Below are 16332 nucleotides of genomic sequence, written 5' to 3' on the forward strand. Positions count from 1 at the left end.
ACCATGCCGGAAGTCATTTCCCAGGACGGCACCACCATCGTGTACGACCGCAGCGGCGCCGGACCAGCGCTCATCCTGATCGACGGGGCGATGTGCCACCGCTCGGCGGGGCCGATGCAAGCGCTGGCCACGTTGCTGACCGATCACTTCACCGTCTACACCTACGACCGGCGGGGACGGGGCGAGAGCGGGGACACCGCGCCCTACGCACCGGAGCGGGAGGCCGAGGACGTGCAGGCGCTCATCGCCGAGGCCGGCGGTACGGCGTACCTGTATGCGATGTCCTCGGGTGGCGCCGTCGCGCTGAGGACGCCCGGAGCGGCCGGTGTGGTTCTTTACGAGCCGCCGTTCGGGCTCGGCTCCCGGGAGTACACCGATCGGCTGCGGGAATTGCTCGCCGCCGGATCAAATGGTGATGCCGTGGCGCTGTTCATGCGCAATGTCGGCGTTCCCGAGCCGGTGGTGACCGGAATGCGGAACCAGCCGGGGTTCGCGTCGGTGGAAGCGATCGCACCCACACTGGCCTACGACGACGAGTTGCTGACGGAAATGCCGGCCGACCAGGGAGTGCCGTTGCTGGTGGTGTCCGGCAGTGCCAGCCCGGAAAGCCTGCAGAAAGCGGCGCGAATGACGGCGGAGGCCTTCCCGGGGGCGGACCATCGCACGCTCGAAGGCCAGACGCACGACGTGCAACCGGCCGCCCTGGCGCCCGTGCTGATCGACTTCCTGCGGAACGCGGGGGCCGGACCCCGGTAGGACCCGGCCCCCGCCCAGCTCAGGACTTGCTGACCGTTGTCATGTTCGACAGCGAGACGTACGGGAAGCTGCTCCGGAACGCGTGGTCGTTGGTGTTGACACCGTCGCCCAGGGTCGCCACGGCTGCGGGCGGGTTCGGGAGCAGGATGCCCTCGGCCGCCTGGAGCGTGATGTCGATGACGTCGTCGGAGAGCCGGCGTCCGTTCGGGAAGCCGGCCAGGTCACCGCCGACCACACCGAGCCGGTTCGGGGTGGCCGTCGTCGGCACCGCCATGTTGAGACGCAGCTGCTCGCTCGGCGCGAACGCCTTCGGGTTGACGTCCTTGTTGAGCTTCTGCGAGTTCAGGTCCGCGGCAACCGGGCCACAGGCCTTGCACACACCGGTGAGGAAGACCTCGACGAGGTCGTTCCGCGGCTCGGCGGGCGCCGGGATGTTGTAGATCGCCTTGATGAGCTTCGGCACCTCCGGCTTCTGCACGTAGCTGAGGAACTTGGCGTCGGAGTCCGCCTTCGTGGCGTTGAACTCGTTCTTCTTGCCCAGCGGGATGACAACCTCGTTCACCAGCGGCATGCCGAGACGCGACACCTGGTTCATCGTGGCCGGCTTGCCGTGCATGCTGGCGCCCATGCGCGAGGTGGTCGACCAGATGCCGACGACCGGGTTGCGGGTGGCGTCACCCTTGAGCGCCAGCTCCGACTTCGGCACCTTCAGGGCGATCGTGTTGACGTTGTAACCCTTGAGGGTGTCCTGGCCGACCTCGGTCAGGTCGCCGCCGTAGAGCAGGTCGAAGACCCGCAGGTCGGCGAAGAACGCGTCGTCGGACTGGCCCGCGAACGACTTCGCGCCCGCGCCCGCCGAGGTGACAGCCGCGTTGGACAGCGACTCGTAGTTCGGCATGGACGCCTTGCCGGTGAACGACGGCGCCACGCGCGCGCTCGACAGGATCGTCTTGGTCCCCGACGGGGTGATCCGCTCGAGCTTGTACGTCTGCCGGACGTTGAGGTCCTTGTCCTGCAGCGACGAGACCACACCGGTGTTGTAGAGGAACGTGTTCGGGTTCTGGTACGAGGTGGTGAACATCCACCGGTACGTGATGTCCGGCTTGGCGTCACCGTTGTTGTCGATGTTGATGTCGTGCGCCGTCTTCTCGGCGAACGGGTAGAAGTTCGGGCCGCCGTTCGGCTCCTCGAACGGCTGCCAGCTGGCCACCATGGTGACCGTGTTCGCGTCGTCAGGGCTGACGAAGGCGTACAGGTCGGTGTTGTCCAGGCTGGGAGTGCTCGCAATCAGCGGCGCCTCCCGGTGCGAGGACGCAATGCTCTGTACCGGCGCCAGCGAGGCAACGCAGGCGGCCGTGACACCGGCGGCGGTCACGATGACCAGCCCCCGGCGCCGCTTGAACTCGGTGAATCGCATTCTTCCCCCGAAATCGGATGGCGGACGGCTTCGATGCCGCACGCTCCTCAGGCGTTCGTAGCCCTATTCGCGGCGGATTGGAGGCATTTCCACAGATAAAAGAGCCGTGTCGCGAATGTTTCTGATGAGGTTGTACCGCACGATCAGTACCGACACCGGCGGAAGGACCCTGTGCTCGTGCGCAAACGTTGGACCCGGCCGGCACTGGTCATCACCCTGGCCGCGGCGACTCTCGTCGGCGCGGGGGTGGCGCTGGGCCCCTTGCGGAAGCCGCCGGCCGAGACCGCGGCCCCGGTCTCACCCACGCGGGACCTCGACGCGTACGTCACCCGGACGAGTGTTCATCTCGCCGACGTGCCGGGCGACTGGCAGGCGTGGGCGCAGCTCGGCCTGGCGCACGTCCAGCTCGCCCGCATCACCTACGACCCCGGGCACTATCCGGCGGCGGAAAAGGCTCTGCGCCGATCGCTGACCGTACGTCCACAGCGGAACGCAGCCGCGCTGACCGGTCTCGGCGCGCTCGCGGCAGCCCGGCACAACTTCCGTGAGGCGGCCGGATTTGCCGAGCGGGCGGTCGCCGCCGACCACTACTCCGCCGACGCGTACGGCGTGCTCACCGACGCGTACGTCGAACTCGGCCGCTATCCCGAGGCCACGCGGGCCGTGCAACGGATGCTCGATCTGCGCCCCGACACCGGCTCGTTCGGCCGCGCCTCCTACCTCTTCGAGCTCCGCGGCAACCTGCCCAAGGCGAACGAGCTGATGCGCCGAGCCCTCGACGTCGCCGTCGACCCGGCCGACATCACCTTCGCGCTGACACACCTGGCCGAGCTGGCGTTCAACGCGGGCGACCTCGGCACCGCGACCGGCTACCTCACCGAGGGCCTGTCCCGCCGCCCCGGCGAACCCGCGCTGCTGGCCGACCGCGCCAAGGTCAGTGCCGCCCGCGGTGATCTCGACGCGGCGCTCACCGATCTCCGCGCCGCCACCGCGACCCTCCCGACCGTCGACCACCTGGTCACCCTGGCCGACACCCTCGAGGCCGCGGGCCGGTCCCGCACCGCGACAGACGATCTTGTACGCGTGAGCACCCGTCTCCCCGGCGCCGGCCCGTCGACCACCGACATCGACCTGGTGCTGTTCCACGCCGACCGTGGCGAAGGTGCGGCCGCCGTCGCCCAGGGACGTGCGCTGCTGGCCGCCCGCCCGAGCGTGACCGTGGAGACCGCGTACGCCTGGGCCCTGCACTCGGCGGGCCGCGACCGCGAGGCCCGGAAGCACGCGGACCGCGGTCTGCGCCTCGGCACACGCGACGCCCGCGCGCACTACTACCGGGCGATGATCCGCCTCGAACTCGGCGACCGCGCCGGCGCCCGCACCGACCTCACGCAGGCACTCCGCATCAACCCCCACTTCTCCCTGCGCTACGCCCCGAAGGCCCGCGCGCAGCTCGCCGACCTGGACGGACCTGCATGATCCGCAAATTGCTCGCCGCCGGCGCCATTGCCCTCACCGGGGCGCTCCTGCTCCCCGCACCTGCGCAGGCCCACCCGCTGGGTAACTTCACCACCAACCAGTACGCGGGCCTGCGCATCAGCGGCACCGGAGTCGACGTCGACTACCTGCTCGATCTGGCTGAACTCCCGGCGTACCAGGCCCAGCACGAAGAGATCGACACCGACCGCGACGGCAAACAGTCCCGCCCCGAACGCGACGCGTACGCGGAACGCACCTGCGCCGCCGCCGCAGGAGCCACCGAGATCACCATCGCGGGCCGCCGCGTGGCCCTCGACGCCCGCCCGGCCGGTCTGACGTTTCCGCCCGGCACCGGCGGCCTGGCCACCCTGCGGCTGCAATGCGTGCTGCATGCCGACGCGCGGATCGAGAGCCGGACAGAGATCGGCTACCGCGGAAACCTCTTCCCCGACCGCATCGGCTGGCGCGAGGTCACCGCGGTCGGCGACCGCTACACCCTGGACACCCCGGCCGTACCCGCCGACAGTGTGAGCGCGCGGCTGACCGCGTACCCGACCGGCATGGCCACCTCCGACGTCCGCAGTGTGGTCCTGGACGTCCGCCCCGGCGGCCCGGCGGCTGCTCCTGCCCCATTCCCGGTCAGCGCCGGCACGCAGGCGCGGGACGTCGACCGCTTCACCGCTTGGTTCACGGACCTGGTGGGCCGCCCCGAACTGACGCTGGGCGTGGGCGTCCTGGCGTTCCTGATCGCGGTGGTGCTCGGCGGTGCGCACGCGGTGGCCCCGGGGCACGGCAAGACCATCATGGCGGCGTACCTGGTGGGCTCGCGCGGCCGGCTCCGGCAGGCCCTGACGGTCGCGGTGACGGTGGCGGCGACTCACACGGTGGGGGTGCTCGCGCTGGGCATCGTGCTGGCGACTTCGGTCCAGCTGGCGCCGGATGCGATGTACCGCTGGCTGCAACTGGCCAGCGGGGTGCTGGTCGCGCTGGTGGGTGGGCATCTGCTGCTGCGTGCACTCAAGAACATGCGTGCGCGGCAGGAAATGCACGACCACGACCACGACCACGGCGGCGACGGCCTCGACCGACCGCTTGCGGTTAGTAAGCGTTTACCAACCGGGGAGGGGTCGGAGCACGACCACAACCACGTGCATGCGCACGCGCACTCGGAGCCGGTTAGTGAGCGTTTACCAACTCTGGTCGGAGCAGAACACGAGCACCACCACGACCACAACCACCCGCACGAACACCGACTCCCGCACCCGGTTAGTGAGCGTTTACCAACGCTGGTCGGAGCAGAACACGAGCACCACCACGACCACGACCACCCGCACGAACACCAGCTCCCGCACCCGGTTAGTGAGCGTTTACCAACTCGGGACGAGGCGGAACCGGAACACCAGCACCACCACGCGCATCCCCACGCGGTCCCTGTTCCCGCCCTGGTTGGTAAACACTCACTAACCCCGGCCGGGGTCGGCCACAGCGACTCGCTTCCGGTTGGTGAGCGTTTACTAACCGCGGGCGCAGCCGCGGAACCCGACCACGGCCATGACCTCGGCCACGGCCACGGCCACGGCCACTCCCACGGTCACGGCCCCAGCTCAAGCCCCAGCCACGGCCACGGTTGGGGCCCCAGCCACGGCCACGACCACGGCCCCAGCTCAAGCCACAACCACGACCACGACCACGACCACGACCACGACCCCAGCTCAAGCCACAACCACGACCACGACCACGACCACGACCCCAGCTCAAGCCACGACCACGATCACAGCCCAAGCCCCGACCACGGCCACTCCCAGGGCCAGGCCGTCGCGACCGCCTCGCGGGTCACCGCCCATGTGCACTCTCATGGCGGCAGTTCGCACACCCACTACATCCCCGCCCCGGACGAGCCGCTCCGGCTGCGCACCTTGCTGGCGATGGGCTTTGCCGGTGGCCTCTCCCCCAGCCCGTCGGCGGTTGTTGTCCTGCTGGGCGCGGCGGCGCTCGGGCGGGCCTGGTACGGGGTGGTGCTCGTCGCCGCGTACGGGATCGGGCTGGCTGCGACGCTGGCGGGCATCGGTCTTGTTCTGGCTCGGTGGGGTGAGCGGCTGCACCGGGTGACCGCGGGCCGTTGGAGCCACCTCCTGACCCGCCGCCTGCCGGCCGTCACCGCAACGATCATTCTGGCTGTCGGTGTGGGTATGGCGGCCGTCGCGACCTTGGGGCTGCTGGGCGCCTGAGCCTACGGTGGCGGGATGAGCGGATCGCCGTACACGTTGGAGACTGCCCGGGAGATCCTGGCCGGTCAGCGATCACCGGTGGTGAAGGCGCTCGACAAGCTGCTCGGTTACGGGATTCTGGCGGCCGGTCCGCTCGGTCTGGCCACCGGCCACCCGTGGCTCCTCGCGGCGTGGCAGTGGGTCGATCAGAAGAACGAACTGATGGTCCACCTCGACGGTCTTGTCGCCACCGGGCGCAAGAAGCTCGGCAAGGCCACCGGCCGGCGGCGGCACGAACTGCTCGCCGCCACGCACACCGCACTGGTCACCGCGGCGTTTTTCGAGGCGCTGCAGGCGATTGCCGGGCCGGCCACCGGTGATCTGAGCGATGACGACCGCCGGCGGTTGGTCGGTGAGCCGGGCACGGATCAGCTTTTCCACGATGCGGTGGAGCAGCTGCTGGCTGTGGAGATCGACCTGCCGTGGGCCGGCAGCGGTTTCGACGCCACCGTCCACTCCTCGATCCGGCCCTATTACATGACGCTGGCTCATCGGACCCTGAGCTGGATGAGCAACTTCGCGGCCTGGACGGAACGGTTCGGCACCGGGACCGGACCCCGACCGCTGCACGCGCAGATCGTCGAGCACGCCGTCGAGCGGTACCGCGCCGAATATCTGGCCCTGGCCGCCGAGGTGCCGGAGTTCCACATCTGGACGGTGATGGGCGAGCACTCGGCCGCCCAGAACGCGCTCGGGCGTCTCGAGGAGCTGGTCGGTGGTCTTGTCGCGGCGCCGAGGACCCGGGCCGATGCCGCGCGCGACACCCTCGCCGCCCTCAACCGGGGTGTTCTCGGCCGCCCGGTCGTCGAGGCGGACGGTCTGACAGCGGTGCGCTCGCCGACCGTCGACCGCGGGTACGTCGAGCCGCATTTTCGCTGGGCGGTGATGGACCGCCGGTCTCAGCCGTCCCGCGAGGACTGGTGGAGCCTGCAGCCGGAGGGGACCGATCTGGCCGGCTTCCTCGCCGCCCATTTTGCCTCGCCGCGCGCGGCGACCCTGCCGCTCGTGGTGCTCGGCCACCCCGGCGCGGGCAAGAGTCTCCTCACCCGCGTCTGCGCCGCCCGCCTTTCCACGGACGCTTTCACCACGGTACGCATCCCGCTGCGTGACGCACCCGCCGGACGCATCTACCGCCAGGTCGAGGACGTGCTCACCGAGACGACACACGGCAAGGTCGAGTGGCGGCAGCTCTGCGAGGCGAGCAAAAAGCGGGTACGCGTGCTGCTGATCGACGGCCTCGACGAGCTGATGCAGGCCACCGGTGCGACGGAGTCGAACTATCTGCGGGACGTCGCCGACTTCCAGCGGGCCGAGCTGGAGATGGATTCGCCGGTCGCCGCCCTGGTCACGTCGCGGACGGTGGTCGCGGACACGGCCACGATCCCGCAGGGCTGCCTGGTCGTGAAGCTGATGGACTTCACCGACGAGCAGATCGACACCTGGGTGCAGCGGTGGACCGAGGCCAACGCCGTGGCGATCCGGGAGGGCCACGTGCGCCGCATCTATCCCGGCGCTCTGCGTACGCACGACGAGCTCGCCCGGCAGCCGTTGCTGCTGCTCCTGCTGGCGATGCTGGCTTCGGAGCAGGACCTGCCGGAGGGTGCCACCTCGGCCGGGTTGTACCGGACTCTGCTCGACAAGTTCGTCGCCCGGGAACTCGACCGGCCCGACGTGACCGGCGACGACACGAATCCCGAGCAAAAACGTCGGGACGAGCTGTGGAAGCTCGGCGTCGTCGCGTTCGGCATGGTGAACCGGGGTAAGCAGTTCCTGCACGAGGACGATCTGGCCGAGGACCTCCGGGGACTCAGCTCGAGCAGATCCGCCCGCCCGCCCGACCCGGCACGACGGGTCATCGGGCGCTTCTTCTTCGTCCACACCTCGGAGGCCGAGGGTGGCGCCGGTGGCCGGAGTTACGAGTTCCTGCACGCGACCTTCGCCGACTATCTGATCGCCCACCATGCAGCCCGGCTGCTGCGGGAAGCCGCCACCAGCTGGCGCACGAGCGGCGAATCCCAGGGCTGGAACGACGATCTGCTCTTCGCGCTGCTGTCCCACGTGGTCCTGGGCGGATCAGGTTCGCAGAGCATCGACTTCTTCTGGGACATCACCGACGACCCCGAAGAACTGGGCCCGTTTTTGGAGCATCTTGTTGCGGCGGCCCACTATCGCCGCCGGGACAACCAGTTCGACTCCTACGATCCGTCGGGACGAACCGTGGTGCAGCGCATCGCTGTCTACACCTCGAACCTCGTCCGCTTGCGGGTCGTCCTGAAGCAGGGACCAGTCGCCGTTGCAGCTTTCTGCCCTGACGATGTCGAGGTCGAGACCTGGTGGCCGGCTCAGGTCCGGCTCTGGGAAGCAGTGTTGTCCAAGACCGAACTGGAAACGACGATCGACTATCTGAGCCTGGACAGGTCCGGCGTGCCCACCATCACCTGGGAGAGCACGGAGGGCTACTACGAGGACACTCTGCCGTGGCTGGCTCTGGATCGGAAAAACGTCATCCGGAGCGCGGCCGCCCGAGGGCTCCTGCAGCCTCACTACTACGAGGAGCTGATCGCCCCGGTCGGGTCGGACATCGCCGATGCGGCCGAGAACCTCGGTTTTGCTCTTCGCTCACACTTCGGTGGGCCCCATATCGAGGAATCTTTCGTCGTCGAGGACGAGAATCATCCGGACTTGACCCAGCTGCGGCGACTCGAGATAAGCGTGATGGCAAAATTTGCCGCGGACTTCTCCTACGCCGATGTCGTCCGGATGATCGACCGCGTCGATGTTGAAGCCGAAATCCCCACCCTCGACCGCGCGCTGCTGGTCGTACAGCACCCACGGCTCCTGATGAACGTGCCGGACATGAATGCCGTCCGCGACGAGTACGGTCTGATCAACATCATGTTCGCGCTGGCCCGGCTGGTCCCCGACGACGGCCGGGAGATCTTCGAGGAGCTCATCGAGACCTCCGAGGCCAACAGGGGGATCGCGGAGACACCCGAGGGCCGCGCCGTCGCCTCGTTGCCGCCCGAGCTGGGTCGGCGGTTGATCCCCGAGCTCGCCAAGTCGATCCTCGCGAGGCAGTACCCGTGACAAATGTCAGTGGCTGAGTGAGTGCTCGCTCAGTAGAGTCGGTGCAGTGAGTGCGGAGCAGGGACAGCGGCGGCGGCGGGTGCCTGCGATGGCGCCCGAGGATCGGCGGGCGGCGCTGATCGCTGCCACCGTGCCCCTTCTGTACGAGCACGGGCTCGAGATCAGCACGCGGCAGATCGCGCAGGCGGCCGGTGTGGCCGAGGGGACGATCTTCGGAGTCTTCAACGACAAACATTCGCTGGTGGTCGCCGCGCTGATGGAGGCGCTCGACCCGCAGCCGACCCTCGATGCGATGGCGGCGATCGACGCCGGCGCCGGGCTGCGGGAGCGGCTCAGTGCCGCCGCCACGCTGATCAACGAGCGGTTCGCCCGCAATGCCCGGCTCATGACGGCGGCGCGGAGCCTGGCGTTGTCGCCGCACTCGCATCCCGACGCGACCGAGCGGATGGCCCGGTCGCGTCACAACCTGCTCGAGGGCCTCACCGAGGTCATCGCGCCCGATGCCGGGGAGCTGCGCCGGTCACCGGCGACCGTTGCCCGGATGCTTCTGCTCTTCTGCGGAGCCAACACGTACGGGCCGTTCGGCGACCCCAGGAGCTTCGACGGCGACGAGATCGTGTCGCTGCTGCTCGACGGACTCCTGATCGCCCCGGCCCACCGACACCACCACGGGGGTGCCTGAACGGTGCTTGTCCGATTGTTACGGGCGCAGCTGAGGCCGTACGGAAAATCGATCTTGCTGGTCGTGCTTTTCCAGTTCGTCGCCACGCTCGCCACGCTCTATCTGCCCACCCTGAACGCCGACATCATCGACAACGGTGTGGTCCCGGGTGACACCGGTTATGTCATGCAGGTCGGCCTGGAGATGCTCGGCATCACGCTGTTGCAGATCGCCTCGCAGGTCGCGGCCGTCTACTTCGGCGCGCGGACGGCCATGGCGGTCGGCCGTGACATCCGGGCCGGGATCTTCTCGAAGGTGCTGTCCTACTCGGCGCGGGAGGTCGACAGTTTCGGCGCACCCTCGCTGATCACGCGGACCACGAACGACGTGCAGCAGGTCCAGATGCTGGTCCTGATGACGTTCCTGCTGATGGTCTCCGCGCCGATCATGTGTGTCGGTGGCATCCTGCTCGCCCTGCACCAGGACGTGCCGCTGTCGTCGCTGCTGCTGGTGATCGTGCCGCTGCTCGTCGCCGTGGTAGCGGCGATCATCGTGCGGATGCGGCCGCTGTTCCGGACCATGCAGGTCCGCATCGACAAGGTCAACCGCGTGATGCGCGAGCAGATCGCGGGCATCCGGGTGATCCGTGCCTTTGTCCGCGACGACCGGGAGCGGGTCCGCTTCGGCGGTGCCAACGAGGAGCTCACCGACGTGTCGCTGCGCGTCGGCAAGCTGATGGCGCTGATGTTCCCGACCGTGATGCTGCTGGTGAACATCTCCAGCGTCGCGGTGCTGTGGTTCGGCGGGCACCGCATCGACGACGGCAGCATGCAGATCGGTGCGCTGACGGCGTTCCTCAGTTACCTCATGCAGATCCTGATGGCGATCATGATGGCGACGTTCATGTTCGTCATGATCCCGCGGGCCGAGGTCTGCGCCGAGCGGATCGAGGAGGTGCTCGACACCCCGTCGAGTGTCGAGATCGCCGAGCATCCGGTCACCGAGCTGAGCCGGCACGGTCATCTCGAGCTGCGTGACGTCGACTTCCATTACCCGGGCGCCGAGGCGCCCGTGCTCTCCGGGATCAACCTGACGGCCCGGCCGCGGGAGATCACCGCGGTCATCGGGAGTACGGGCAGCGGCAAGACGACACTGCTCAACCTCGTACCCCGGCTGTTCGACGCGACGGGCGGCACCGTGCTCGTCGATGACGTCGACGTGCGTGCGCTCGACCCGGCGCTGCTGTCGAAGACGGTCGGTCTGGTGCCGCAGAAGCCGTACCTGTTCAGTGGCACGGTCGCCTCGAACCTGCGCTACGGCAACCCGGACGCCACCGACGAGGAGTTGTGGACGGCGCTCGAGGTGGCGCAGGCCCGCGACTTCGTCCAGCGGATGGACGGCGGCCTCGACGCACCGATCGCCCAGGGCGGCACGAACGTCTCCGGCGGTCAGCGGCAACGACTCGCGATCGCCCGTGTGCTCGTGCACCGGCCCGAGATCTACCTCTTCGACGACTCGTTCTCGGCGCTGGACTACGCCACGGACGCCGCACTGCGGGCCGCGCTGACCGCACACATCGCCGACGCGACCGTGGTGATCGTGGCGCAGCGGGTCAGCACGATCCGCGAGGCCGACCGCATCATCGTGCTCGACGACGGGCACGTGGTCGGGTCGGGCACCCATACCGAACTCATGGACGCCAACCCCACGTACAGGGAAATTGTCTTGTCCCAGCTCACTGAGCAGGAGGCGGCAGCGTGACCGCGCCCGCACGCAGGCCGGCGGGGCCGCCGATGGGCGGGCCCGGCCGCATGATGGCCGGCGGCATGCCGACCGAGAAGCTGCAGGATTTCAAGGGCTCCACCAAGCGGCTGCTGAAGATGCTGAAGCCGCAGCGGATGCTCGTCGCCCTGGTGACGCTGCTCGGCATCGCCAGCGTGACGCTGTCGGTGATCGGGCCGAAGCTGCTGGGCCACGCCACCGACATCATCTTCGACGGCATCGTCGGCAAGGGCCTGCCCGCGGGGGTCAGCAAGGCGGAGATCATCGCCCGGCTGCGCGCCGAGGGCCAGACCAACCGCGCCGACATGCTCGCCTCGATGGACGTGATCCCCGGTCAGGGCATCGACTTCACCCGTCTGCAGCACGTGCTGCTCTGGGTGCTGGTCATCTACCTGTTCGCCTGGGTCTTCGGGGTGTTCCAGGGCCGCCTGACCGCGACCGTCGTGCAGCGTGTGGTGTTCCGGCTGCGCAACCAGGTCGAGGAGAAGCTGTCCCGGCTGCCGCTGTCGTACTTCGACCAGCAGCCGCGCGGCGAGGTCCTGAGCCGGGCCACCAACGACACCGACAACATCGCGCAGACGTTGCAGCAGACGTTCAGCCAGCTGGTCACCAGCCTGCTGACGATCATCGGCGTCCTCGTGGTGATGTTCTGGATCTCGCCGCTGCTGGCCCTGATCGCGCTGGTCACCGTGCCCGTGTCGGTCTGGCTGACCACCGCGATCGGCAAGCGGTCGCAGCCGCAGTTCGTCGCCCAGTGGGCCACGACGGGCAAGCTCAACGGCCACATCGAGGAAATGTTCACCGGCCACTCGCTGGTCAAGGTCTTCGGCCGCCAGAACGAGGCGGCGGAGACCTTCCGGACCCACAACGACCGCCTGTACGCGTCGAGCTTCCGTGCCCAGTTCATCTCGGGCCTGATCCAGCCGGCGATGATGTTCATCAGCAACGTCAACTACGTGCTGGTGGCCGTGGTCGGTGGTCTGCGCGTGGCGTCGGGTTCACTGTCGCTGGGTGACGTGCAGGCGTTCATCCAGTACTCGCGGCAGTTCAGCCAGCCGCTGACCCAGGTGGCGAGCATGGCCAACCTGGTGCAGTCCGGTGTCGCGTCGGCCGAGCGCGTCTTTGCGCTGCTGGACGCACCGGAGCAGTCCGCCGAGCCGGAGACGTCACCGGTCACCGGCCCGGTCCGCGGCCGGGTCGCCTTCGAGGACGTCTCCTTCCGGTACGCCCCGGAGAAGCCGCTGATCGACAACCTGTCGCTGGCGGTCGAACCGGGCCAGACGGTCGCCATCGTCGGACCCACCGGCGCCGGCAAGACCACCCTGGTCAACCTGCTGATGCGCTTCTACGACGTGACGTCCGGCCGCATCACCCTCGACGGCGTCGACATCGCCACCATGCCCCGCGAGGAGCTGCGCGAGCACATGGGCATGGTCCTCCAGGACACCTGGCTCTTCGGCGGCACGATCTACGACAACATCGCGTACGGGGCCGACCACCCCACGCCGGAATCGGTCGCGGCGGCCGCGGAGGCGGCACACGTCGACCGCTTCGTCAGGTCCCTGCCGGACGGCATGGACACCGTGATCGACGACGAAGGCTCCAACGTGTCGGCCGGCGAGAAGCAGCTGATCACGATCGCCCGCGCGTTCCTGGCCAAGCCGAGCATCCTGATCCTCGACGAGGCGACCAGCTCGGTCGACACGCGCACGGAGGTCCTGATCCAGCGGGCGATGAACACCCTGCGGGCCGGACGCACGTCGTTTGTCATCGCCCACCGCCTGTCCACGATCCGCGACGCCGACGTCATCCTCGTGATGGAGTCGGGCGCGATCGTCGAACAGGGCACCCACGACGACCTGATCGCCGCGAACGGTGCCTACGCCCGGCTGTACTCGGCGCAGTTCGCCCAGGCCGCCGTCGACATGGACTGAGCACACAGCAGAGCGGGGCGGCCCGATGGGCCGCCCCGCTCCTGTTACTGCTTGGTTCAGCGAATCGTGACGCGTGCACTCTTCGACGTGTTGGTCAGCAGACCGACGTCGCCGTCACCGTAAACGGTGACCTTGTAGAGGTACGACGCACCCGACTTGAGGCCCGTCAGGGTCCTGCTGAGCTTGCCGGTGCTGTCGAGCGAACCGGTCGCCACCGTGCTCCAGGTGCCGTTGCTGTTGGCGCGCAGGAAGCGGACCGACAGGCCGGCGACACGCGGGTCACCGAAGACGCTCAGCGTCGCCTGGCCCCGGCTGGACGACCGGAGGAACAGGTCCGGGTCCTGCTTGAGGAAGACGGTCACCGGGTCCGACGTCAGGTCACCGTCGTTGATGCTGGCGGCGAACTTGTACCCGGTCTTGGTGAACTTCCCGACGAAGGAGAAGTTACCGGACGAGTCAGCGGTGACCTCGCTGCCGTACTCCACCAGTCCGGCGTCACTGTCGAGCGGCTGCGCCCACGGCTGCACCTTGGCACCCGGGGTGGTCTTGCCGCTCAGCGTGATGTTGCCGACGCCGAGACGGAAGTCCGAGGACGAGTCCAGCGTGATGCTGTCCTCACCCGGCTCCTCCGGGTCGGGGTCCGGCGTGGTGGTGCCGTTGGCAGCGATGGTGATAGCGCCGTCCTTGACGCTACCCGTATTGCTCAGGCCGAAGCCAGAGACCAGAATCGTTTCGGCGGGCTCGGCCACCGAGTCCTTGGTCAGCTTGACATCGGCGATCTTGATCTGGGCACCGACCGGTGTCCCGACTGGAATCTTCACCAGCTGAGCACCTGGGTTGGTGAAGTCGTCCGCCGAGGCAGCCTTGGTGCCACCAACTGACTTGCCTTCGAAGCTGACGTTCAGGCTAACCTCAGCCTGCGACTGCCCGATCACAATTCCCTTGACTGTTACGGTGTCATCCTCATTGCCGCTCACAGGTACGACGTTGAGCACCGGCGCGGTGTCATCGTTGGTGAGGGTCAGCGTGCCGGTGGCGGATGCTCCGGTGACGGCTCCCGTGGTAGCAACGTCAGCAGGGGTGAACTTAAGGGACGCTGCCTCATCGGGCTCGAAGATCCCGTCACCGTTCACCAGCGCGAAAGCATAACCGGCCGGCTGACCCGCTGGGACGGTGACAGTTCCCACCGGCACCGAGTAGTCGTCAGTGCCGAAGACCGTCAGCGGGTCACCAACCGGCGCGCTCTTCGCGGTGTCGTCGACCTTAGTCACGTTGAAGGTGAGCGCGGTGCTGGTCGGATTCGACAATTTCAGCGTGTAGAGGGCGACCGAGGCCGTGTTGCCCTCAGCCATCGACACGTTGTTCACCGAATACGTCGGCTTATCGTCGTCATCGGTGATGAGGATTGTGTTGGCCTTGAGATCCCCGGAGACGTTGGACAGCGTACTGGCAACGTCCTTATTACTCAGGGTGAGAGTGAAGTTCTCGTCGGGCTCGTCCGTAAGGTCACCCAGAATATCGACGGAGAAAGTCTTCTCCAGGTCCCCCGGCGCGAACGTGAGGTCGCCGCTGGCTGACTTGTAGTCAGCGTTCGCAGTGGCAGTCTGCCCAAGCCCCGTACCCGCGATCCAGTGAACGACCTGGGTCTTGCCGGAGGCCTTAGAAAGCTTCACGGTAAAGGTCTGCGACGCGGTGGCGTTGCCTTCCTTAACCGTGGTCGGCGTGAGAGTCACGGTCGGCGAAGTGGTCGTGTTCGGGTCCGCGATCTTGCCGATAGAGGTAGCCGGCATGCCGAGAGTCGCATTTGTAGGCGCCGACAGCGTCGCCTGGAAGTCCTCGGGAGTGATCTCGTCCAGGTCATCCGTCGTCGTCTTGACTACGGCGTCCTTGAGGGTGTCACCAGGTGCGAAGGTGACGACGCCGGCGCTCACGGCGGTGTAGTCCTTGCCCGCAGACGCCAGACCCTCGCCGTTTGGCTGCGCACCTGCGGTGAGATCGCTGGTGTCGTACTTCACCGTAACCGTCTTCTCAGACGGAGCAGTTAGCGACACAGGGAACTTCAGGTCCTTGCCTTCTTCGATCGACGCCGTCGCGCTGTTGAACTTGACGGCGGGCGCCGCATCTTCATCGGCAATAGTGATGGTGATGGGGCTCGCAGTGCCCGTCACACCAGTTCCCGCAGAGGCCTTGATGGTGAAGGTCTGGTCGTCCTCATCCGTCGTGTCATTCAGGATCGGGACAGTGAACTGCTTCGTGGTCTCGCTGGGCGCGAAGGTGACCGGCGTGGAGTAGGTGGTGTAGTCGCTGCCGGCCTTAGCGCCGTTTGCGCCGGAGCCGTCTTCGGTCGTGATCGGAATCGACACCGGCGCGGCTGATGCCGCGTCCAGCTTTACCGTCACGGTCACTGCCGTGTCAGTGCCCTCCGTGACCGTCGTCTTGTTAGCGGTCATCGTGTAGGTGGGAGCGATATCTTCGTCGTTGATGGTGGCAGTCGCGGTCGCAACGGCAACGTTCCCGTTGTTGACCACGATGTCGAACGACTCATCGCCCTCGTAAACAGTGTCCGCGAGAGTCGTGACTGAGAAGTTCGCCTTGCCATTGGTGAAGGTGACGGTTGCGCCCGTCACCGGGGTGAAGTCGTAGCCAGCCTTCGCAGTGCCCTCGGCGGTGCTCCAGGTGTACGTGGTCGGAGCCGTGCCCAACGGGTCGCTGTCGGCCCACGTCAGTTCGGCCGTCACCGGCTGCGCTTCCGTAGCATTCGGTGTCGAGTCGGTCCAGGTATAGGTCACCGCGGCCATCGCAGGCGACGCGATCAGGACGGCCGGCACGAGTCCGACGACGCCGGCGACTGCGGCCGAGAGGATCGTCTTGGCCGACTTCGGGCCACGCAGCATGAACGGAACCGAGCCGCTCTTGGCCGCATGGGCTGGTGAATAGCGCATGTGTTTCTGT

At 67.7% G+C, this 16332-nt stretch carries 9 protein-coding genes; 7 read left to right on the forward strand and 2 right to left on the reverse strand.

Annotation, left to right across the window (positions count from 1 at the left end; all coding sequences use genetic code 11):
* The first annotated feature begins 3 nt into the window (after positions 1 to 3).
* On the forward strand, positions 4 to 756 hold the full coding sequence (locus AFR_RS33555; RefSeq protein WP_023561277.1) for an alpha/beta fold hydrolase: 753 nt from the start codon (positions 4 to 6) through the stop codon (positions 754 to 756).
* 19 nt (positions 757 to 775) lie between these two features.
* Here the strand turns inward: AFR_RS33555 and AFR_RS33560 are convergent, their stop codons facing one another.
* The gene (locus AFR_RS33560; protein WP_023561278.1) at positions 776 to 2173 is read right to left on the reverse strand and encodes a DUF4331 domain-containing protein; all 1398 of its coding nucleotides are present in this window, start codon (positions 2171 to 2173) and stop codon (positions 776 to 778) included.
* 177 nt (positions 2174 to 2350) lie between these two features.
* On the opposite strand from AFR_RS33560, the gene AFR_RS33565 reads away from it, so the two are divergent.
* Genes AFR_RS33565 through AFR_RS33595 form a run of 6 tightly spaced genes read left to right on the forward strand, consistent with a single transcriptional unit; the run spans position 2351 to position 13380 of the window.
* Positions 2351 to 3649: a tetratricopeptide repeat protein gene (locus tag AFR_RS33565; RefSeq protein WP_158510588.1), complete on the forward strand. Its 1299-nt coding sequence runs from the start codon at positions 2351 to 2353 to the stop codon at positions 3647 to 3649.
* Positions 3646 to 5877: a hypothetical protein gene (locus AFR_RS46925; RefSeq protein WP_023561280.1), complete on the forward strand. Its 2232-nt coding sequence runs from the start codon at positions 3646 to 3648 to the stop codon at positions 5875 to 5877. Before AFR_RS33565 ends, AFR_RS46925 begins: the two co-directional genes overlap by 4 nt.
* Positions 5878 to 5892: 15 nt before the next feature.
* A complete protein-coding gene (locus tag AFR_RS33580) occupies positions 5893 to 9003 on the forward strand; it encodes an NACHT domain-containing protein (RefSeq protein WP_023561281.1) in 3111 nt (1036 codons plus the stop codon).
* 46 nt (positions 9004 to 9049) lie between these two features.
* Complete coding sequence (locus AFR_RS33585) at positions 9050 to 9685, forward strand: TetR/AcrR family transcriptional regulator (RefSeq protein WP_238547169.1); 636 nt, start codon at positions 9050 to 9052, stop codon at positions 9683 to 9685.
* Between the two features lie 3 nt (positions 9686 to 9688).
* Positions 9689 to 11425 carry an ABC transporter ATP-binding protein gene (locus tag AFR_RS33590; RefSeq protein ID WP_084298224.1) on the forward strand — a complete coding sequence of 579 codons (1737 nt, stop codon included), beginning with the start codon at positions 9689 to 9691 and terminating at the stop codon, positions 11423 to 11425.
* A gap of 32 nt (positions 11426 to 11457) precedes the next feature.
* A complete protein-coding gene (locus AFR_RS33595) occupies positions 11458 to 13380 on the forward strand; it encodes an ABC transporter ATP-binding protein (protein WP_148308334.1) in 1923 nt (640 codons plus the stop codon).
* A gap of 56 nt (positions 13381 to 13436) precedes the next feature.
* Here AFR_RS33595 and AFR_RS33600 read toward each other — a convergent pair whose 3' ends face one another.
* Complete coding sequence (locus tag AFR_RS33600; RefSeq protein ID WP_023561285.1) at positions 13437 to 16322, reverse strand: Calx-beta domain-containing protein; 2886 nt, start codon at positions 16320 to 16322, stop codon at positions 13437 to 13439.
* Between the last annotated feature and the right edge of the window lie 10 nt (positions 16323 to 16332).

The sequence above is a fragment of the Amorphoplanes friuliensis DSM 7358 genome (assembly GCF_000494755.1).
GTDB lineage: Bacteria > Actinomycetota > Actinomycetes > Mycobacteriales > Micromonosporaceae > Actinoplanes > Actinoplanes friuliensis.